Source organism: Caballeronia pedi (genome assembly GCF_001544915.2).
GTDB classification, from domain to species: domain Bacteria; phylum Pseudomonadota; class Gammaproteobacteria; order Burkholderiales; family Burkholderiaceae; genus Caballeronia; species Caballeronia pedi.
This window is the reverse complement of the sequence record NZ_FCOE02000001.1, coordinates 1-17226: the sequence shown is the minus strand read 5'-3', so window position 1 is coordinate 17226 and position 17226 is coordinate 1. Positions and strand designations below refer to the sequence as shown.

At 64.1% G+C, this 17226-nt stretch carries 17 protein-coding genes; 2 read left to right on the top strand and 15 right to left on the bottom strand.

What is annotated here, in order from left to right; all coding sequences use genetic code 11:
- Nucleotides 1–81 precede the first annotated feature (81 nt).
- The 15 genes from AWB80_RS00085 to flhD form a co-directional block, all read right to left on the bottom strand.
- Nucleotides 82–1392: a DUF3443 domain-containing protein gene (locus tag AWB80_RS00085; RefSeq protein WP_061172619.1), complete on the bottom strand. Its 1311-nt coding sequence runs from the start codon at nucleotides 1390–1392 to the stop codon at nucleotides 82–84.
- An 18-nt stretch (nucleotides 1393–1410) separates the two neighbouring features.
- Entirely contained in the window at nucleotides 1411–1935 is a 525-nt protein-coding gene (locus AWB80_RS00080) for a DUF2844 domain-containing protein (RefSeq protein ID WP_061172618.1), read from the bottom strand.
- A 251-nt stretch (nucleotides 1936–2186) separates the two neighbouring features.
- Nucleotides 2187–2900, bottom strand: coding sequence for a protein phosphatase CheZ (gene cheZ, locus AWB80_RS00075; RefSeq protein ID WP_061172617.1), 714 nt, complete (start codon nucleotides 2898–2900; stop codon nucleotides 2187–2189).
- A 2-nt stretch (nucleotides 2901–2902) separates the two neighbouring features.
- Nucleotides 2903–3298 (bottom strand): chemotaxis response regulator CheY, encoded by a 396-nt coding sequence (gene cheY / locus AWB80_RS00070; protein ID WP_035497920.1) that lies wholly within the window; start codon nucleotides 3296–3298, stop codon nucleotides 2903–2905.
- Between the two features lie 49 nt (nucleotides 3299–3347).
- On the bottom strand, nucleotides 3348–4451 hold the full coding sequence (locus AWB80_RS00065; RefSeq protein ID WP_061172616.1) for a protein-glutamate methylesterase/protein-glutamine glutaminase: 1104 nt from the start codon (nucleotides 4449–4451) through the stop codon (nucleotides 3348–3350).
- Nucleotides 4448–5182: a chemoreceptor glutamine deamidase CheD gene (gene cheD, locus AWB80_RS00060; RefSeq protein WP_061172615.1), complete on the bottom strand. Its 735-nt coding sequence runs from the start codon at nucleotides 5180–5182 to the stop codon at nucleotides 4448–4450. Before cheD ends, AWB80_RS00065 begins: the two co-directional genes overlap by 4 nt.
- A complete protein-coding gene (locus AWB80_RS00055) occupies nucleotides 5179–6102 on the bottom strand; it encodes a CheR family methyltransferase (protein WP_061173055.1) in 924 nt (307 codons plus the stop codon). The genes cheD and AWB80_RS00055 overlap by 4 nt, the downstream gene beginning before the upstream one ends.
- Before the next feature lie 157 nt (nucleotides 6103–6259).
- On the bottom strand, nucleotides 6260–8089 hold the full coding sequence (locus AWB80_RS00050; RefSeq protein ID WP_061172614.1) for a methyl-accepting chemotaxis protein: 1830 nt from the start codon (nucleotides 8087–8089) through the stop codon (nucleotides 6260–6262).
- Nucleotides 8090–8111: 22 nt separating this feature from the next.
- Nucleotides 8112–8630 (bottom strand): chemotaxis protein CheW, encoded by a 519-nt coding sequence (cheW, locus tag AWB80_RS00045; RefSeq protein WP_061172613.1) that lies wholly within the window; start codon nucleotides 8628–8630, stop codon nucleotides 8112–8114.
- Between the two features lie 17 nt (nucleotides 8631–8647).
- Nucleotides 8648–10924: a chemotaxis protein CheA gene (cheA, locus tag AWB80_RS00040; protein WP_061172612.1), complete on the bottom strand. Its 2277-nt coding sequence runs from the start codon at nucleotides 10922–10924 to the stop codon at nucleotides 8648–8650.
- Nucleotides 10925–10975: 51 nt separating this feature from the next.
- Nucleotides 10976–11353 carry a response regulator gene (locus AWB80_RS00035; protein ID WP_061172611.1) on the bottom strand — a complete coding sequence of 126 codons (378 nt, stop codon included), beginning with the start codon at nucleotides 11351–11353 and terminating at the stop codon, nucleotides 10976–10978.
- Nucleotides 11354–11420: 67 nt separating this feature from the next.
- A complete protein-coding gene (gene motB, locus AWB80_RS00030; RefSeq protein ID WP_061172610.1) occupies nucleotides 11421–12419 on the bottom strand; it encodes a flagellar motor protein MotB in 999 nt (332 codons plus the stop codon).
- A gap of 310 nt (nucleotides 12420–12729) precedes the next feature.
- Entirely contained in the window at nucleotides 12730–13590 is an 861-nt protein-coding gene (gene motA, locus AWB80_RS00025; protein WP_061158787.1) for a flagellar motor stator protein MotA, read from the bottom strand.
- A gap of 130 nt (nucleotides 13591–13720) precedes the next feature.
- Nucleotides 13721–14287: a flagellar transcriptional regulator FlhC gene (gene flhC, locus AWB80_RS00020; RefSeq protein WP_061172609.1), complete on the bottom strand. Its 567-nt coding sequence runs from the start codon at nucleotides 14285–14287 to the stop codon at nucleotides 13721–13723.
- A 13-nt stretch (nucleotides 14288–14300) separates the two neighbouring features.
- Entirely contained in the window at nucleotides 14301–14624 is a 324-nt protein-coding gene (flhD, locus tag AWB80_RS00015) for a flagellar transcriptional regulator FlhD (protein WP_061172608.1), read from the bottom strand.
- A 646-nt stretch (nucleotides 14625–15270) separates the two neighbouring features.
- Here flhD and AWB80_RS00010 point away from each other — a divergent pair.
- On the top strand, nucleotides 15271–16335 hold the full coding sequence (locus tag AWB80_RS00010; protein ID WP_061172607.1) for a glycosyltransferase family 4 protein: 1065 nt from the start codon (nucleotides 15271–15273) through the stop codon (nucleotides 16333–16335).
- A gap of 266 nt (nucleotides 16336–16601) precedes the next feature.
- A partial coding sequence (aqpZ, locus tag AWB80_RS00005; protein ID WP_061172606.1) for an aquaporin Z occupies nucleotides 16602–17226 on the top strand: 625 nt, incomplete at its 3' end.

Genomic DNA, 17226 nt, shown 5'->3' with positions numbered 1-17226 from the left:
AAAAACCGGCTGCGCCAAAAACGCAGCCGGTTTCACTTTGCAGACCGCCCGACCGGAAGCGTCTCCGGTCAGAACAGTGCGTCAGAAGGCCACATACGCCGAGCTGTTCGGCAACTCGAATCCGACATAGACGTGTCGTCCGTAGAAGAACGGCAGGCCGAAGTCGAAGAAGTTGGACATGCCGAGCTGGCCGCCGAGGCTGTTGAATGCGAACTTGCCGCCGCCCTGCGTCAGCGTGCGGGCGCTGACGAGCTGGAACGGCACGGTTGCGCTGTTGCCTTCGGTGCCCTTGATCGTCGTCGACAGCGACTGCTCCGAGCTCGGGCAATAGAACGCGCTCGAACTCGAGCACAGCGGGAAGCTATCCTGGAAGAAGTTGCCGTTCGATCCGGAATCGAAGAACGTCTTGTACGTCTGCCCCTTGTATGTGCCGGTCAGATCGCCGTAGGGGTCGGTGCCGTACTTCGTCACGCCGCTGATCGCGTTGTTGCTCTGCGTGCCGATACCGAATATCAGCACGCCGGTCGCGGTGGCCGCGCCGTTATCGGGAACCGGCGGCAATTGCACGATCACGCCGTTGTTGTCGACCGCGAACTTCGTGACCGGATTGATGACCTGCTGCGCGAGCGGCGCCGCGACGCCCGTGCAGTTCGCGCCGTTCGTGCACGCGAAGTACATCGCGTTGAGCGACGTGCTCACGCAGCCCGAGCCGCAATCGTAGGTCTGCGGGCCGATGCCGAGAATGCCGTTCGCGCCGATATCGCCGACGGTGTTTTCGTCGTTGCCGGACGGGCATCCGTTGGAGCCGGTCGGCGCCGCCGATGCATCCAGATCGCCGATGATCTGGATCGGCACGCCCGACGCCAGTTCCGTGCCCATCTTCACGTCGGCTGTGCGCACGGTGCCCCACGTGTAGCCGTCCGCGAAACCCGCGCACTCGGCGAGCTGGCCGCCGTTGGACGCGCGCGTGACGGGCAGGCTGCCGAGCACCGACTGCGCCGCCGAGCCGAGAATGCGCAGGCCGAAGGACGCCGTATCGACCTGGATGTTGTCGATGGTCTGACACACCGACGAACCCGGCGCGCACACCGTCACGGACACGTTCGGAATGTTGACGAAGCCCGCGACGCCGGTGTTGACGTTGATCGGCACAGCGTTCGTGCCGTTGGCCGCGATCGGCTGCAAATTGGCCGTGCTGGTGCCCGAGCTGCCGCCGCCTGATCCACCACTGCCGCCGCCCGACGAACCGCCGCCGCTGCTGGAACTGGAGCTGTCATCGCCGCCGCCGCCGCAGGCCGCGAGCATGACGGACAGACAGAGCACGCCGAGCCAGCGGGCGAAGCCGCCGCGTCGGATGGAGGAGGCGGGAAGGCCGAGTGTCGTTCGCTGCATACTGGAGTCTCCCGTCGCTTACTGGATATCGCTGGCGGACACGCCGGCCGGCAACGATTGCGGCAGATACGCGCTGCCCGCGAACGCGCCCATATGGCCGCCCGATTCGACGACGAGCCCCGAATCCTGCACGCTCACGGGCCCGCGCCCGCCGCGCGCGGCGCGCTGCGCCTTCAGGCCCTGCTGATATTGCGGGAAGTAGCTGCCGAGCAGGCTCGCGAGATCCGGCACGCGCGGCCCGTGCCACGCGATCCCGAACACGACGCCTTCCGCAGACAGATATTCGTTGATGACGGTGCCGCTCGCGAGTGTCGTCGAGCGAACCGTAAAGTTCGATGACGATGCCGCCGATGCGTTCGACGCACCGCTCGCGACGGCCGCGCGCACGACGGCCTTGGCGGACGTAGCGCCCTGCGGCGCGCTCATCGGCTCGCCGCCGAGCACGGCGTAGGCGGGCGCCGCGGCGCACACGCTCAACGCGCCGGCGACGATCGCCAGCGCGCTTACCAGATGCCCATGACGGGATTGCTTCGGTGCCTTCACTGGGCCTCCTATCGGTTGTCGGCCGCCCACGCGCTCTCGCTCCCGGCCGGCTCCTGACGATTGAATGACCGATGCGTCACTCATTTCTTGCGCCGCTTGTGCGGCGCGAACACCGTCTAGTATGCCAGCCACGAGGAATAGTCCTAACGTTCGCAAGCGCACACAAGAAAAAACGCGAAGCGCAATGGTATGCGCTTCGCGTCGTTCTGCCACACTGAGTACGTCGAAATGACGCTTTGTTGCGATAGACGTCAGAAGCCGAGACTGGCGAGCAGATCGTCCACCTGCGACTGATCCTGCACGACGTCGCTGCGGCCTTCGGGATTGATCTGCGGCCCGTTGAGCAGGCTTTCCGGGCTGCCGCTCCCCGCCGCCGCCGACGACATCAGCGCCGCCGCCGACGCCGCGAACTGCTCGCGCCGCTCGGGCGCGATGTTCTCGAGCAGCACGCCCAGCAATTGCTGTTCGATCAGATACACGACGTCCGTGATCTTCTTGATCACCTGGCCGGTCAGATCCTGGAAGTCCTGCGCGAGCATGATTTCCAGCAGTTGCGCGTTGGTCGCCTGGGTGCGTTCCGGCACGCTTTGCAGGAACGTGCGCGTTTGCGCGAGCAACTCGCCCGCCTCGCCCTGCGCGAGCGGTGCGCCGTACCATTTTTCCCAGCGCGCGTCGAGCGCCTGCGCTTCGGTCTGCATCGCTTCCTGCACCGGCTTCGCCAGCTCGATCGCGTTGAGCGCGCGCTCGGCGGCCTGCTCGGTCATGGTCGCGACATACTTCAGGCGGTCGCGCGCGTCGGGCACGGCTTGCGCGGCGGCTTCGACCTGCTTGTCGAGGCCGAGCTCGCGCATCGAGTCGCGCAGCGTGCGCGTGAGCTGTCCGATGCGCGCGAGGATGCGGTCGCTCGACGGATCGGCTTCCGCTTCGGCAACCGCGGCTGCCAGTTCAGTGGTCAGATCGTTCACGATCAGCTCCCGGCTTTGGCCATCTTCTCGAGAATCTTGGTGAGCTTCTCGTCGAGCGTGGCGGCCGTGAAGGGCTTCACCACGTAACCGTTCGCGCCCGCCTGCGCCGCCGCGATGATGTTTTCCTTCTTCGATTCCGCCGTCACCATCAGCACCGGCAGATGCGCGAGCGCCGCGTCCGCGCGGATCTGCTGCAGCATCGAGAGGCCGTCGAGGTTCGGCATGTTCCAGTCGGTGATCACGAAGTCGAAGCCGCCGCCGCGCAGACGCGCGAGGCCCGCCGCGCCGTCTTCGGCTTCGTCGACGTTGCCGTAGCCCAGTTCCTTGAGCAGGTTGCGCACGATACGGCGCATCGTCGGAAAATCGTCGACGACGAGGATCTTCATGTTCTTGTCCATCTTTACTCCCTTGAGTTCTCAATGCGGCGGCGCCGCTTAATTCCAAAGTTCAGACGCGCTGCACGCGTTCGCCCATCGAGGCAAGCCGCGCCATCACGCGCCGGCTCATTTCAGAGAGCGGCGCGATTTCGCTTGCGCCGCCCATTGCAATCGCTTCGCGCGGCATGCCGAACACCACGCAACTCGCTTCGTCCTGCGCGAGCGTGTACGCGCCCGCCTGCTGCATCTCCAGAAGACCGGCGGCGCCGTCGCGGCCCATGCCGGTCAGGATCACGCCGATCGCGTTCTTGCCCGCGTGCTGCGCCGCCGAGCGGAACAGCACGTCGACCGAAGGCCGATGCCGGTTTACCGGCGCCGCATCCGACAGATGCGCGACATAGTTCGCGCCGCTTCTCGCGAGCACCAGATGGGCGTGGCCCGGCGCGATATACGCGTGGCCCGGCAGCACGCGCTCGCCGTGCTCCGCTTCCTTCACGGTGATGCGGCATAGCCCGTTCAGACGTTGCGCGAACGACTTCGTGAAGCCCGGCGGCATGTGCTGCGCGATGAGCACCGCGGGCGCATCGGGCGGCAGCGGCACGAGCACTTCGCGGATCGCTTCCGTGCCGCCCGTCGATGCGCCGACGATCACGAGCTTTTCCGTCGATACGAGCGGGTTGTTGAAATGCGGCGCGGGCTTGTGCGTGGTCGCGTTCGCGTTGCCGGGAACGCTCGGGGCGTGCGCCGCCTGCTTGACGCGCGCGCGTGACGCAGCGCGAATCTTGTCGGCGAGCTTTTCCGCGTAATCGAGCATGCCGTCGCGAATGCCGACTTTCGGCTTCGTGACGAAATCGACCGCGCCGAGTTCCAGCGCGCGCAGCGTGATTTCGCTGCCGCGCTCGGTCAGCGAGGACACCATCACGACCGGCATCGGCCGCAGGCGCATCAGCTTCTCCAGAAAGTCGAGGCCGTCCATGCGCGGCATTTCGACGTCGAGCGTCAGCACGTCCGGGTTGTGCAGCTTGATCAGCTCGCGCGCGACGAGCGGATCGGGTGCGGTCGCGCACACGTGCATGTCGGGCTGCGAGTTGATGATTTCGGTCATCAGGCTGCGCACGAGCGCCGAGTCGTCGACGCACAGCACCTTGATTTTCGGCGCGTGGCTGAGTGTCATGCTTCCTCCACGGTCTTCATGCGCGACGTGAACAGTTCCGCGCGCGGGCGCTTCACGCTCGACGCATTCGTCGTGAACAATTCCGCGCGCGGCTTCGCGCTCGTCGCGTTCGACTGGAACAGCTCGACCCGCGCACGCGCCTTCGCGAGCCGTTCCGCGCGCTCTTCCGGCGTACGCTGCACGAGCGCCTGCTCACGTTCGACCACGATCGGGTCATGCGCGGTCTTCAGTTTCTTCACCATCACCTGGCCCGAGCGCGGCATGAACGCGACCTTGCGCGGATGCATGCCCTGCAAGTCCTCGGCGACGATGCGAATCTTCTCCAGCGCGAGATAGCGCCGCACGAATTCCGAATTGCGATCGCCGATGTTGATGGTCGTCATGCCCGCGAGCACCGCGCCGCCGCCGAACACTTTCGCTTCGAAGCGTTCGCGCCGCCCGCCGCGCTTGATGAGCTCGTTGATGAGCACTTCCATCGCGTACGCGCCGTAGCGCATCGAATCGGACGATGCGTGCGAGGCGTCGGAGCCGTCGTCGGGCAGCATGAAATGATTCATGCCGCCGATGCCCGCCGTGCGATCGTTGATGCACGCCGCCACGCACGAGCCGAGCACGGTGACGAGCACCATGTCTTCGCTCGTCATGAAGAACTCGTTAGGCAGGAGCTTCACGCCCGGCTTCTTGAAATGATTGTCGAAGTAAAGATTCGACGCGATGGGCAGCCCGCTCATGCCGTCTCTCCCGCGAGCGCGCGCTGCGGCTTCGCCGCCGGCTTGAGATCGCGCGACAGTTCATACACGGTCTGGCCGCGCAACCTGAACGCCTGCGACACGTAGGTGAAATTCTCCGAATGTCCCGCGAACAGCAGGCCGCCCGGCTTCATCAGCGGCTCGAAGCGCGAGAGCACCTGGCCTTGCGTCGGCTTGTCGAAGTAGATCATCACGTTGCGGCAGAAGATCGCGTCGAACGGGCCTTTCAGGTCGTAGCGTGCGTCCGTCAGATTCACGCGGCCGAAGTTCACCATCGCGCGCAATTCGGGGCGCACTTTCACGAGGCCCGCGTGCGAACCCGTGCCCTTCAGGAAGAAGCGCTTGAGACGCTCGACGGACAACGCCTTCACCTGATCGAGCGAATACACGCCCGCTTCGGCCTTGGCGAGCACCTGACTGTCGATGTCGCTCGCGAACACCGTGCACTGGCGCGCGGCGTGCTCGCCGAGCGCTTCGACGAGCGTCATCGCGATGGAATACGGTTCTTCTCCCGTCGACGCCGCCGAGCACCACACCGAGAACGGCTGCGGCCTGCGCTTCACGAACTCCGCGAGAATCGGGAAGTGATGCGACTCACGGAAAAACGCCGTCAGGTTCGTGGTCAGCGCGTTGACGAACGCTTCCCACTCGGCGTTGTCCTCGTTCGTTTCCAGGCGATCGAGATACTGCTTGAACGTGTCGATGCCGCATGCGCGCAGACGGCGCGCGAGGCGGCTGTACGCCATGTCGCGTTTATGGTCGGACAGCGAGATGCCCGCGCGGCGATGAATCAGCTCGCGAATGCGGGCGAAATCCGCCACCGTGAATTCGAAATCGCGCTCGACGTCCGGGCCGCGCACACTCGGGGCCAGGTCGACGCGCGGGTTGCGCGTTGCCATCATGATGTCTCGTGCTTCCTTGGCGCGCTCAGCCGCGCCGGATGTGGCGTGTTCGTCGCGCGTGACCATGCGGACTCGCGTCGTCCGTGCGTTTCGATGAAACGCCGGTAATCAGTCGTGTCGCGCGAGGCCAGCATGGTCGTTGTCGTTTCGGTTTCGGTTAGAAGGTTTCCCAGTCGCCGTCGTCGGCGGTGGTTGCCTTGGCGCGCGGTGCGGGTTTCGCGACGCTGGCCGGCTTGATCGCCGCCTTGGCCGTTGCCTTGTCCGCTTCCTTGCCTGTTTCCTTGATAACGGCTGCTTCCGGCGCAACTTTTGCGTTCTCGACAGACTTCGCGTGCTTGACGAGGTTCTTCGATGAAGGCTCGACACGCGCAGCCGGCGCCGACGCCTTGATGCGCGCGGCCGCCGTCGATGCGCTCGCGCGCACCGGCGCCCCGCTCTCCAGACGCCATTGCGCGACCACATCCTTCAGTTGGCGCGTCTGCTCTTCGAGCGACGCCGCAGCAGCCGCCGCCTGCTCGACGAGCGCGGCGTTCTGTTGCGTCACGCTGTCCATCTGCGTGACGGCGCGATTGACCTGCTCGATGCCGTCGGACTGCTCCTCCGACGCCGCGCTGATCTCGCCCATGATGTCGGTCACGCGGCGCACCGCCTGCACGATCTCGCCCATCGTCTGGCCGGCGCGCGCGACGAGTTCCGTGCCGCTGTCGACCTTCGCGGCCGAATCGCCGATCAGCGTCTTGATTTCCTTTGCCGCCGCCGCGCTGCGTTGCGCGAGCGAGCGCACTTCGCCCGCGACCACCGCGAAGCCGCGCCCTTCCTCGCCTGCGCGCGCCGCTTCGACGGCCGCGTTCAACGCGAGAATATTGGTCTGGAACGCGATGCCTTCGATCACGCCGATGATGTCGACGACCTTGTTCGAACTCGACGCGATCGCATGCATCGTCTCGACGACCTGCTCGACGACCACGCCGCCGCGCGACGCGATATCCGACGCGTTCACCGCAAGCTGGCTCGCCTGGCGCGCGTTGTCGGCGTTCTGCTTCACCGTGCTCGTCAGTTCTTCCATGCTCGATGCGGTTTCCTGCAGCGACGCCGCCTGCTCTTCCGTGCGCTGCGACAAATCCGTGTTGCCGCTGGCGATTTCATGCGCGCCGACATCGATCGATTCCGCGCCGTGACGCACCGAGCCGACCATCGTGGTCAGATTGCCGCGCATGCGTTCGATACCCGCGAAGAGCCGCCCGATTTCGTTGGTCCTGTCGGTGTGCGCGGATTGCGTGAGATCGCCGCGCGAAATGCGGTCGAAGTGATCGACGGCGTCGTTGATCGGCTTCACGATCAGGCTGGAGAGCGCCATGCGCGTGCCGATGAGCATCAGCACCGCGAGCACCAGCACCGCGCCGATCGTCAGGTTGAGCGCCGCGATATGCGATGCCGTGCCGGCGCGCGATTGTTCCGCGTGTTCCTGATGCGATGCGACGGCGGCCGTCACGGCCTGATCGAACGCGACGAACATCGGGCTGATCTTCGTGTCGGCGATTGCGTGATACGCGGCCATGTCGTTCGCGCGGATCGCGGTGAACTCCGGCTCCACGCCGGTTTTCACGAGCGCGTCGCGTTGCGTGACGAGTGCGTCGAGCGTCTCTTTCGGCAGCATCGGCTTCGGCGTATCGAGATAGAGCTTCCAGTTTTCGTTGCTCTTGTCGAGCAGATACTGGCCGCGATCGATCGCCTTCTTCGCTTCTTCCGTGCTGCCCGCTTCGGCGAGCGAGCGCACGCGGTCGAGCGTGATGCGCGAACGCAGCAGATACGACGATGTTTCGGCCAGCGCGCGCATCGCGACCATGTCTTCCTGCGCGAGCGACGCAAGCGATGCGCCGGCGGAATTGAGTCCGACGAGCGCGAGCGCGCCGATCAGCGCCGCGCATCCGGTGAACAGCAGGCCGACGAGCGTGAGCGTCGTGCGGATCGACAACTTCTTCAACATGGCTTATTTCTCGCTTCGCTCGTTATGCGGCGACGGAGTCGATCAACTCCATCTCGCGGCTCGTCATGAGCTTTTCGATGTCCATCAGGATCAGCATGCGGCCATCGACCGTGCCGAGGCCCGTGAGATATTCCGTTGCAAGCGTGCCGCCGAATTCGGGCGCGGGCATCACTTGCTCCTGCGTGAGCGTGAGCACGTCCGACACGCCGTCGACCACCATGCCGACCACGCGATGCGCGACGTTCAGGATGATCACGACCGTCTGGTTGTCGTACTCGACGCGGCCCAGATTGAACTTGATGCGCATATCGACGATCGGCACGATGATGCCGCGCAGATTGATCACGCCCTTGATGAACGCGGGCGCATTCGCGATGCGCGTAACGTTGTCGTAGCCGCGAATTTCCTGCACCTTCAGAATGTCGATGCCGTATTCCTCGGCGCCGAGCGTGAACACGAGAAATTCCTGTCCGGCCGCTTCGGCGTGACCCGCATCACGTCGCGAAGGCGCAGCGGTATGAATCGTTTGAACGTCTGCCATAAAGGGCTCCTTCGGTATCAATGAGAGTGCGCGCCGTGCTGTGCGCGCGATTCGCGGTTGAGCGCGGCCACGTCGACGATCAGCGCGACGCTGCCATCGCCCAGGATGGTCGCGGCGGAGATGCCGTGCACCTTGCGGTAATTCGTTTCGAGGTTCTTCACGACGACCTGCTGCTGGCCGACGAGTTCGTCGATCAGCATGGCGAAGCGCCGTCCCTCGGTCTGCATGATCGTGACGATGCCTTGCGTCGGCTCGGTGCGCGCGCCTTCGACATCGAACACGCGATGCAGCGCGACGAGCGGCAGATATTCACCGCGCACGCGCACCACGCGCTCGCCGTTCGCGACCGTGTAGATGTCTTCGGCGACCGGCTGCAGCGACTCCATCACGAAGTTCAGCGGCAAGATGAAGATCTCGTTGCCGACCTTCACCGACATGCCGTCGAGAATCGCGAGCGTGAGCGGCAGCACGATCTTCGTCGTCGTGCCCGCGCCCTGGCGCGACATGATTTCGACGTGGCCGCCCATCGACTGGATGTTGCGCTTCACCACGTCCATGCCCACACCGCGGCCCGAGATATCGGTCACCTGTTCGGCGGTCGAGAAGCCCGGCATGAAGATGAGCTGCCAGACTTCTTCATCGCTCATCGAGTCGGACACCTGCATGCCCTGCTTTTGCGCCTTCGCGAGAATCTTGTCGCGGCGCAGGCCGGCGCCATCGTCGCTCACTTCGATGACGATGTTGCCGCCGTGATGCGCCGCCGACAGCACGAGCTGGCCGGTGGTCGACTTGCCCGCCGCGCGGCGCGCTTCCACGGTTTCAATGCCGTGATCGAGCGAGTTGCGCACGAGGTGCGTGAGCGGATCGATGATGCGCTCGATCAGGCTCTTGTCGAGCTCGGTCGCCTGACCGAAGGTGACGAGTTCCACTTCCTTGCCGAGCTTGCCGGCGATATCGCGCACGAGGCGCGGGAAGCGGCTGAATACGTAGTCCATCGGCATCATGCGGATGGACATGACGGCCTCTTGCAGATCGCGCGCGTTGCGCTCGAGCTGCGCCATGCCGTTGAAAAGACGGTCGTGCAGGGCGGGATCGAACGTGCTCGTGGTTTCCGCGAGCATCGCCTGCGTGATGACGAGTTCGCCCACCAGATTGATGAGCTGATCGACCTTCTCCACGCCGACGCGAATCGAGCTGCCTTCCGCCGATGCGGCGGCCTGCGGGCGCGCCTTCTTGTCGGCATCGCTCGCGGCGGTTTTGGACGGCTGGGCGGACGGGTGTTGTGCACCCGCCGCCGCCGCTTCTTCTTTTGCTGCTTCCTTGCTGGCCGCGGATGCGGGCGCTGCCTGCGCCTGCGATTGCTTCGGCTCTTCCCGTAGCGTGCGTTTTGCTTCTTCCACTGCCTGCGTTGCTTCGGCGGCTTGCGCCGCCGCGTCGCCACGGCCGATCGTGATCTGCGCTTCATCGATCACGAAGCAGCACACGGCGACGATATCGTCAGCCGGGACGTCCGAGTCGAGCCATACCACGTACTCGGCGTCCGTCTTCTTTTCTCCGACGATGCTTCCCAGATTCCCCAGCTCCCCGATCAGCGTCGCCAGGTCCTTCTCGCCCACCCCCCGTAGCGTAATTTTCAGGTGGGGTCCAACTTCCGCCACCGGTGCGCCGGTGTGTCCCGGCGTTGCATCGGCAGCGGTTCCTGCATGCGTATTTCCATCGGTGAGCTCGAACGCGCCGTCCCAGTTGCCGTCGTCCTCGATCGCGTCCATCGCCTGCGCGATCACGTGCGCGGGCGCGGCGTTCGGGCCGTCGTAGGCGGGCGCGACGTTCGCGTTCGACGCGGCGTGCTGCGTGCCCGGCAGCGCGGGCGGCTCGATCTTCGCCGGCGCCTCGCCGGCTTCGGCGGTCTCGTTCTTCAGGCGCTCGAGCTTCGCGCAAATCGCGGCGGCAGCGGCCGCATCGGGCTCCGCGCTCGCGCGGTACGCGGCGAGCTGGTCCGAGAGCACGTCCTTGGTCGCGAGGAAGGTGTCGATCATGTCGCGGCGCAGGACGAGTTCGTTGTTGCGCGCGCGGTCCAGCAGCGATTCGAGAATGTGCGTCGTTTCGGTGAGCGCGGTGAAGCCGAAGGTCGCCGCGCCGCCCTTGATCGAGTGCGCCGCGCGAAAGATCGCCGCGAGGTCTTCCGGGTCCGGATTCGCGATATCCAGAACGAGCAGCAGTTGCTCCATCTGCGCGAGCAGTTCGTCCGCTTCGTCGAAGAAGGTCTGGTAGAACTGAGTAATGTCGAGTGTCATGCTTGAGTCACCATCGGCGCGTGCGTGCGCGGGTTGTCTTGTGCTTCGGCTTCAGTGCTGCGTGTCTTCCGAGAGCGCGGCGACGAGTTCGGTCAGCAGGTCCGGATCGAGCGGCTTCTCGATCCAGCCCGTCGCGCCCGCCGAACGCGCCGCGTCCTTGAACGGCTCGCCGCCTTCGGTCGTCAGCACGAGAATCGGCGTCGCCTTGTAGGCGGGGTTGCCGCGCAGCGCCACGATCAGATCGAGCCCGCTTCTGCCCGGCATGTGCTGGTCGGTCAGAACGAGATCGAAGCGCTCCGCGAGCGCCCACTCCAGGCCTTCTTCGCCGTCCGACGCGACGGTCACTTCGTAACCCGCCGTCGACAGCGTCGCCGAGAGGATTTGCCGCATCGCGGCGGAATCGTCGATTGCCAGAATGTGTTTGATCATGTTTGTCTCTTGCCGGGATGACGGTCAAAACGTGTCGAGTCTTGAGCGTCTTTTTCGAGCAATCTGCTCAATGCGCCGCGGGCCGTGCCGCGACACCGGGAATAAGCTGGCCGAGCGCAGTCGTTGGCGCGCCTTCAGTGTCCGTGCCGTTGTCGAGCGTCGCGCCGGGCGAGCCGTCGTCGCGCAACATCGACATTTCCGCCCGCCGGTTGAGCACGATGACGCTGATGCGCCGGTTCTCCGGATCGAGCGGGTCTTTCCTGTTCAGGTTCTGCGTCGATGAAAGGCCGAGCACACGCAGCACTTTGGCTTCGTCCATGCCGCCCGCGACCAGCTCGCGCCGCGACGCGTTCGCGCGGTCCGCCGACAGCTCCCAGTTGCTGTAGCCCTTGTCGCCGCCGGCGTATTTCACGGCGTCGGTGTGTCCCTGCACGACGATGCGATTCGGCACGTCGTTCAAGGTCCTGCCGATCTCGCGCAGGATGTCGCGCATGTAGGGCTGCACGGCGTCGCTGGAGAGCGCGAACATGGGGCGCTTCTGGGTATCGACGATCTCGATGCGCAAGCCCTGCTGCGTCGATTCGATGCGGATTTGCTGCCTGAACTGGCGCAACGTGGGATTGGCCTCGATCGCGGCCATGAGCTTCACCTGGAGATCGTGCAGGCGCACCTGTTCGCGTCGTTCCAGCTCGCCTTGCGCGGCCTTGAGCAATTCTTCGTCGGCGTCGGACGAGGCGCGCTGCGCGAGCTGCGTGCTGCCATTGGTCTTGCGCGCCGCGCCCGCTTCGGTGCTCGAGATGTCGCGCCCGCCGCCGATCAGAATGCTGTTGTCCATGCCAACGCTCTTGCCGCCGACCATCGCCGCCTTGAGCGGCATGTTGAAGTACTCGGCGATGCCGCGCCGCTGCACCGGCGAGGTCGAAGAAAGCAGCCACATCAGCAGGAAGAACGCCATCATCGCGGTCATGAAGTCCGCGTAGGCGAGCTTCCACGCGCCGCCGTGATGGCCCTTCTTGCCGGCGACGATGCGCTTGATGAAGATCGGACGTTCGCGTTCGGTGCTCATCGCTGTGTCTCTAGGGTCTGTTCACATATAAAACGGCCATGCGTTGCCCCGTAAAGGGCCGATCGCAAGGAATGCGACGAAGCTAATACCGGAAGTATTCGCGAGGAGCATGACGCCGCGAGCGGCCCTTTACGGGGCAACCCCTGACTAGAAAAATTAATCTTGGGGAACGCCCGAAATCGGCCGCATTGCGGCGTCGCGCGCCGCTTGTTTGGAGCGGCCAAACGGCGCGACGCGCTTCTTGCACTGCAGCCGATTTCGGGCGTTCGCATGGCCGTTTTATATGTGAACAGACCCTGTGATGAGGAAGTCACTTCGACTTGACCCGGCGCACGTGTTCTTCCAGTTCGGAGAACGACGGGCGCTCCGTCGAGAACAGCACCTTGCGGCCGAACTCCACCGCGATCGCGGGCGCGTAGCCGTTCAGGCTCGCGAGGATCGTCACCTTGATGCACTGGAACATCTTGGTCTGCTCCGCGACGCGCTGTTCCGCGACGTTCGCGAGCGGGCCGATGAAGCCGTAGGAAAGCAGAATGCCGAGGAAGGTGCCGACGAGCGCCTGCGCGATCATCTCGCCGAGAATCGCGGGCGGCTGATCGGCGGAAGCCATCGTGTGGACGACGCCCATCACCGCCGCGACGATGCCGAACGCGGGCATCGCGTCGCCGACCTTGGTGAGCGCGTGCGCGGGCGCTTCGCCTTCGACGTGATGCGTCTCGATCTCCTCGTCCATCAGGCTTTCGATCTCGAACGCGTTCATGTTGCCGCTGACCATGAGGCGCAGATAATCCGTCAGGAATTCGACGATGTGATGATCCGCGAGAATCTTGGGGTACTGGCTGAAGACCGGGCTCTTCGACGGGTCTTCGATATCCGCTTCGAGCGCGAGCGTGCCTTCCTTGCGCGCCTTCGCGAGCAGCACGTAGAGCAGCCCCATCAGCTCCATGTACATGCTCTTGTCGTACTTCGCGCCCTTGAAGAGCGTCGGGAGGACCTGGATGGTCGCCTTGATGGTCTTGACGTTGTTGCCGAGGATGAACGCTCCGACGCCCGCGCCCGCGATCATCAAGATCTCTACAGGTTGCATGAGCGCGCCAAGGTGGCCGCCTTCGAGCGCGTAACCGCCGAACACGGACAGCAATGTCACGAGCGATCCTACGAAAATCAGCACAGTCGAGTCCTCACTTGTGGGTGCGGTTAGACCGCCGTTAAGTGGTTTACGGCACTCGACTGAAAAACTTTGGGGCAAATCCAGAGGCGCGGCAAACGGTAAACCCCGCGCCGCAGCAAGGGCTGCGGCATCAGGCCGCGATGCGCGGCGCGTGCGCCGTGACGCCCGGCGGCATCGACGCCTTGCGGGTCTTGCCCGCGCGCGACGGCGGCTGGCACAGGCCGCAGACGTAGCCCGCGCGCAGCTCATACGCGTGCGCGACGAAGCGCCCGCCGCAGCGCGTGCAGGCGTTGGTCTGCAGCATGCCGGATTCGAAGTAGCGCACGAGTGTCCAGGCGCGCGTGAGCGAGAGGACGGGTTCGTCGCCGTGCAGCGCCGCGTGTTCCAGATAAAGGCGGTAGCTCTTGACGATCGACTGGATCGCCGGCTGGCTCCTGTCGTTGTCCGCCATGAAGCGGTAGATGCCGTGAAACAGCGACGAATGAATGTTCGGCTGCCAGGTCATGAACCAGTCGGTCGAGAACGGCAGCATGCCTTTCGGTGGCGACGCGCCCTTCAGCTCCTTGTAGAGCTTGATGAGACGGTCGCGCGACAGGCTCGTTTCCGCTTCGAGCAACTGCAGGCGCGCGCCGAGCTCGATCAGCTCGATCGCCAGAGTGATTTCGCGGACTTCCGCGACCACGCTTTTCGTCGCCATCGGCGTTTCGCGGCTAGCCGATCTGTTCGACGGACGCGTCCGCGAGCAGGATCGCCGCGTGCGCGTGGGCGAGCGCCGCGCTTCGATCCTTGTCGGCGAGCGAGGAGAGGATGGCGTGATCGTCGAAACGGAAGCGGCACAGCAAATGGCTCGACGACGCCACTTTCACCGCCTGTGCGAGCGTGAGCGAGGTCAGCACCTGCGCGACCTGATCGGACAGCCCGAGGCGGTACATCGCCGAAACGCGGTCTTCCTGAAGAAGCCGCTGCGCGAGGAGCAAGTACGACAGATTCACCTCGCGGATTTCCGCGAGCGTACTCGTAGTGCTGGTCGTCATCTGTTTCCCCGAATCGATAAGTGGCTGGTCAGGCCCGGCGGGAACGTTTGCTCGGATTCGCAAAGGACAACGAATCCGGCCCCGCGCGTGTTGTCTGGTGTCGATTCGATTGTCGCCGATGCCCGCAGCCGCGCCTGTCGGACAAACCTTCCGACGCAACGACGGAGTTTCGCGAAGATTCGTGTAGGAAATTTTCTTACATGACGTCGTTCTTACCTTGACGAACGGCAGATAAGTTATCGGCAAATATTCGTCTGACTTAACGGCTTAATGGCAACGCTCGATGCTGGGCGGCCCGCGCAACGCCCGCACATGTTGCAGCGCAGTGCGGGACCGGGAATTGCTAAAGACTCACCCGCGGCTGTTCAACGCTTCAAATTCGTCCACATCGTCCGCTTCGATGCAATTTCTGACTTCGTAACAGCACATGTTTCGCGCTGTAACAACGATAAGCGATTGAAAAATGACGTGAAATGCCGCTCTCGATCCCGATAATGGGCAGTAAGGGATAACCCGGTCGCGATGTTTTCTCATCTCCGGGCCGATCTCGGGCGGCGTCACATCGACACGCGGCCCGCCCGAATGGCATGTTGAGCGCTCGACCGGAGCGTGACTGCAATGCCTCACCTACATGGAGAGTCACGTTATGCGAATCGCACAAATTGCACCGTTGCACGAAGCAGTACCTCCGAAGTTTTACGGCGGCACTGAGCGCGTCGTGTCATATCTGACCGACGCTCTCGTCGACCTCGGCCACGATGTAACCTTGTTCGCAAGCGGCGATTCGCAAACCAAGGCGACGCTGGAACCGGCGTGGCCGCGCGCGTTGCGCCTCGATCCGACCATCCGCGATGCGCTCGCGCCGCACATGCTGCTGCTCGAAAACGTCCGCCGCCGCGCGCACGAATTCGACGTGCTGCACTTCCACCTCGACTACATGCCGTTTCCGCTGTTCACGCAGATGGACACGCCGTTCGTGACGACGTTGCACGGCCGTCTCGATCTGCCCGAACTGCAGCCGATCTTCGACACCTTCACGAAGGCGAACGTCATCTCGATCTCGGATAACCAGCGCGGGCCGCTGCCGCAGGCGAACTGGCTAAACACGGTTTATCACGGTCTGCCGCACGAACTGCTGACGCCGCAGCCGCACAAGAAGCCGGAATATCTGGCGTTCCTCGGCCGAATCTGTCCGGAAAAGCGCGCCGATCTCGCCATCAAGATCGCGGCGCAGAGCGGTCTGCCGCTGAAGATCGCCGCCAAGGTGGACAAGGTCGACCAGGAATACTTCAAGTCGACGATCGAGCCGCTGCTGTCGCAGGCGCATGTGGAATTCATCGGCGAGATCACCGAGGCGCAGAAGCCGGAGTTTCTGTCGGGCGCCAAGGCGCTGCTCTTCCCAATCGACTGGAACGAGCCGTTCGGCCTCGTGATGATCGAAGCGATGGCCTGCGGCACGCCGGTGATCGCGTTCAATCGTGGCTCGGTGCCGGAAGTGATCGACCACGGCGTGACGGGTTTCATCTGCGAGGACGTGCAAGGCGCCGTTGGCGCGCTGCAACGACTCGACGAATTGTCGCGCACGGAAATCCGCGCGCAGTTCGAGCGCCGCTTCAGCGCGCAGACGATGGCGCAGAACTACGTCGAAAGCTACACGGCGATGCTTCAGGCCGCGAAGCGCCCGGTGCTGCGTCAAGTCGCGGTGGGCTGATAGCGCCCGCGAACGCCTGATTCAAGCCACATCGAATGCCGCCCGTTTTTCGGGCGGCATTTTTTATGCGCGCCGAATATTCGGGCGCTTTTCCATTTTAAATACGGAACAATCCGAAGTTTCGATGCAATGCCCGTGAATTAAGAGCCGATCGACCATTTTTGACAGTTCGCAAAAGACGCCGCGCTTAAACTCCGCTGCGCAAGCGCATTACGCGTTCTTGTTTTAAATCAACGGTTTTTCATTCTTTTCACGAAGGCAGAATCATGCATTTGTCGAAGCGTCTCGGCGCGGAAATTTTCGGTACTTTCTGGCTCGTGCTGGGCGGCTGCGGAAGCGCCGTGCTGGCGGCGGGCTTTCCTCAACTCGGCATCGGTTTCGCTGGCGTTTCGCTGGCGTTCGGTCTCACTGTGCTGACGATGGCCTATGCCATCGGTCACGTGTCCGGCTGCCACCTGAACCCGGCCGTGAGCATCGGTCTTGCGACCGCTGGCCGCTTCCCGGTGCGCGATCTCGTGCCGTACATCGCCGCGCAAGTGATCGGTGCAACGCTCGGCGCGTGGGTCATCTATCTCATCGCGACGGGCAACCCGAGCTTCGACTTCGCGTCCAGCGCGTTCGCTGCGAACGGCTTCGGCGAGCACTCGCCCGGCCATTTCTCGATGACGGCGGCGCTGGTCTCTGAAGTCGCGATGACGTTCTTCTTCCTGTTCGTGATCCTCGGCGCCACCGACGACCGCGCGCCTAAGGGCTTCGCGCCGCTCGCCATCGGCCTGTGCCTGACGCTGATCCATCTGATCTCGATCCCGGTCACGAATACGTCGGTGAATCCGGCGCGCTCGTCGAGCCAGGCGTTCTTCGTCGGCGGCTGGGCGCTCGATCAGCTATGGC

Bases quoted from the DNA above. Each gene is read 5' to 3' on its own strand.
- cheD (WP_061172615.1), bottom strand. From the start codon at position 5,182: ATGAGCGGGCTGCCCATCGCGTCGAATCTTTACTTCGACAATCATTTC.
- cheW (WP_061172613.1), bottom strand. From the start codon at position 8,630: ATGGCAGACGTTCAAACGATTCATACCGCTGCGCCTTCGCGACGTGAT.
- flhC (WP_061172609.1), bottom strand. From the start codon at position 14,287: ATGGCGACGAAAAGCGTGGTCGCGGAAGTCCGCGAAATCACTCTGGCG.
- cheY (WP_035497920.1), bottom strand. From the start codon at position 3,298: ATGGACAAGAACATGAAGATCCTCGTCGTCGACGATTTTCCGACGATG.
- AWB80_RS00050 (WP_061172614.1), bottom strand. From the start codon at position 8,089: ATGTTGAAGAAGTTGTCGATCCGCACGACGCTCACGCTCGTCGGCCTG.
- motB (WP_061172610.1), bottom strand. From the start codon at position 12,419: ATGAGCACCGAACGCGAACGTCCGATCTTCATCAAGCGCATCGTCGCC.
- AWB80_RS00055 (WP_061173055.1), bottom strand. From the start codon at position 6,102: ATGATGGCAACGCGCAACCCGCGCGTCGACCTGGCCCCGAGTGTGCGC.
- AWB80_RS00085 (WP_061172619.1), bottom strand. From the start codon at position 1,392: ATGCAGCGAACGACACTCGGCCTTCCCGCCTCCTCCATCCGACGCGGC.
- cheA (WP_061172612.1), bottom strand. From the start codon at position 10,924: ATGACACTCGACATTACTCAGTTCTACCAGACCTTCTTCGACGAAGCG.
- AWB80_RS00010 (WP_061172607.1), top strand. From the start codon at position 15,271: ATGCGAATCGCACAAATTGCACCGTTGCACGAAGCAGTACCTCCGAAG.
- flhD (WP_061172608.1), bottom strand. From the start codon at position 14,624: ATGACGACCAGCACTACGAGTACGCTCGCGGAAATCCGCGAGGTGAAT.
- AWB80_RS00035 (WP_061172611.1), bottom strand. From the start codon at position 11,353: ATGATCAAACACATTCTGGCAATCGACGATTCCGCCGCGATGCGGCAA.
- AWB80_RS00065 (WP_061172616.1), bottom strand. From the start codon at position 4,451: ATGACACTCAGCCACGCGCCGAAAATCAAGGTGCTGTGCGTCGACGAC.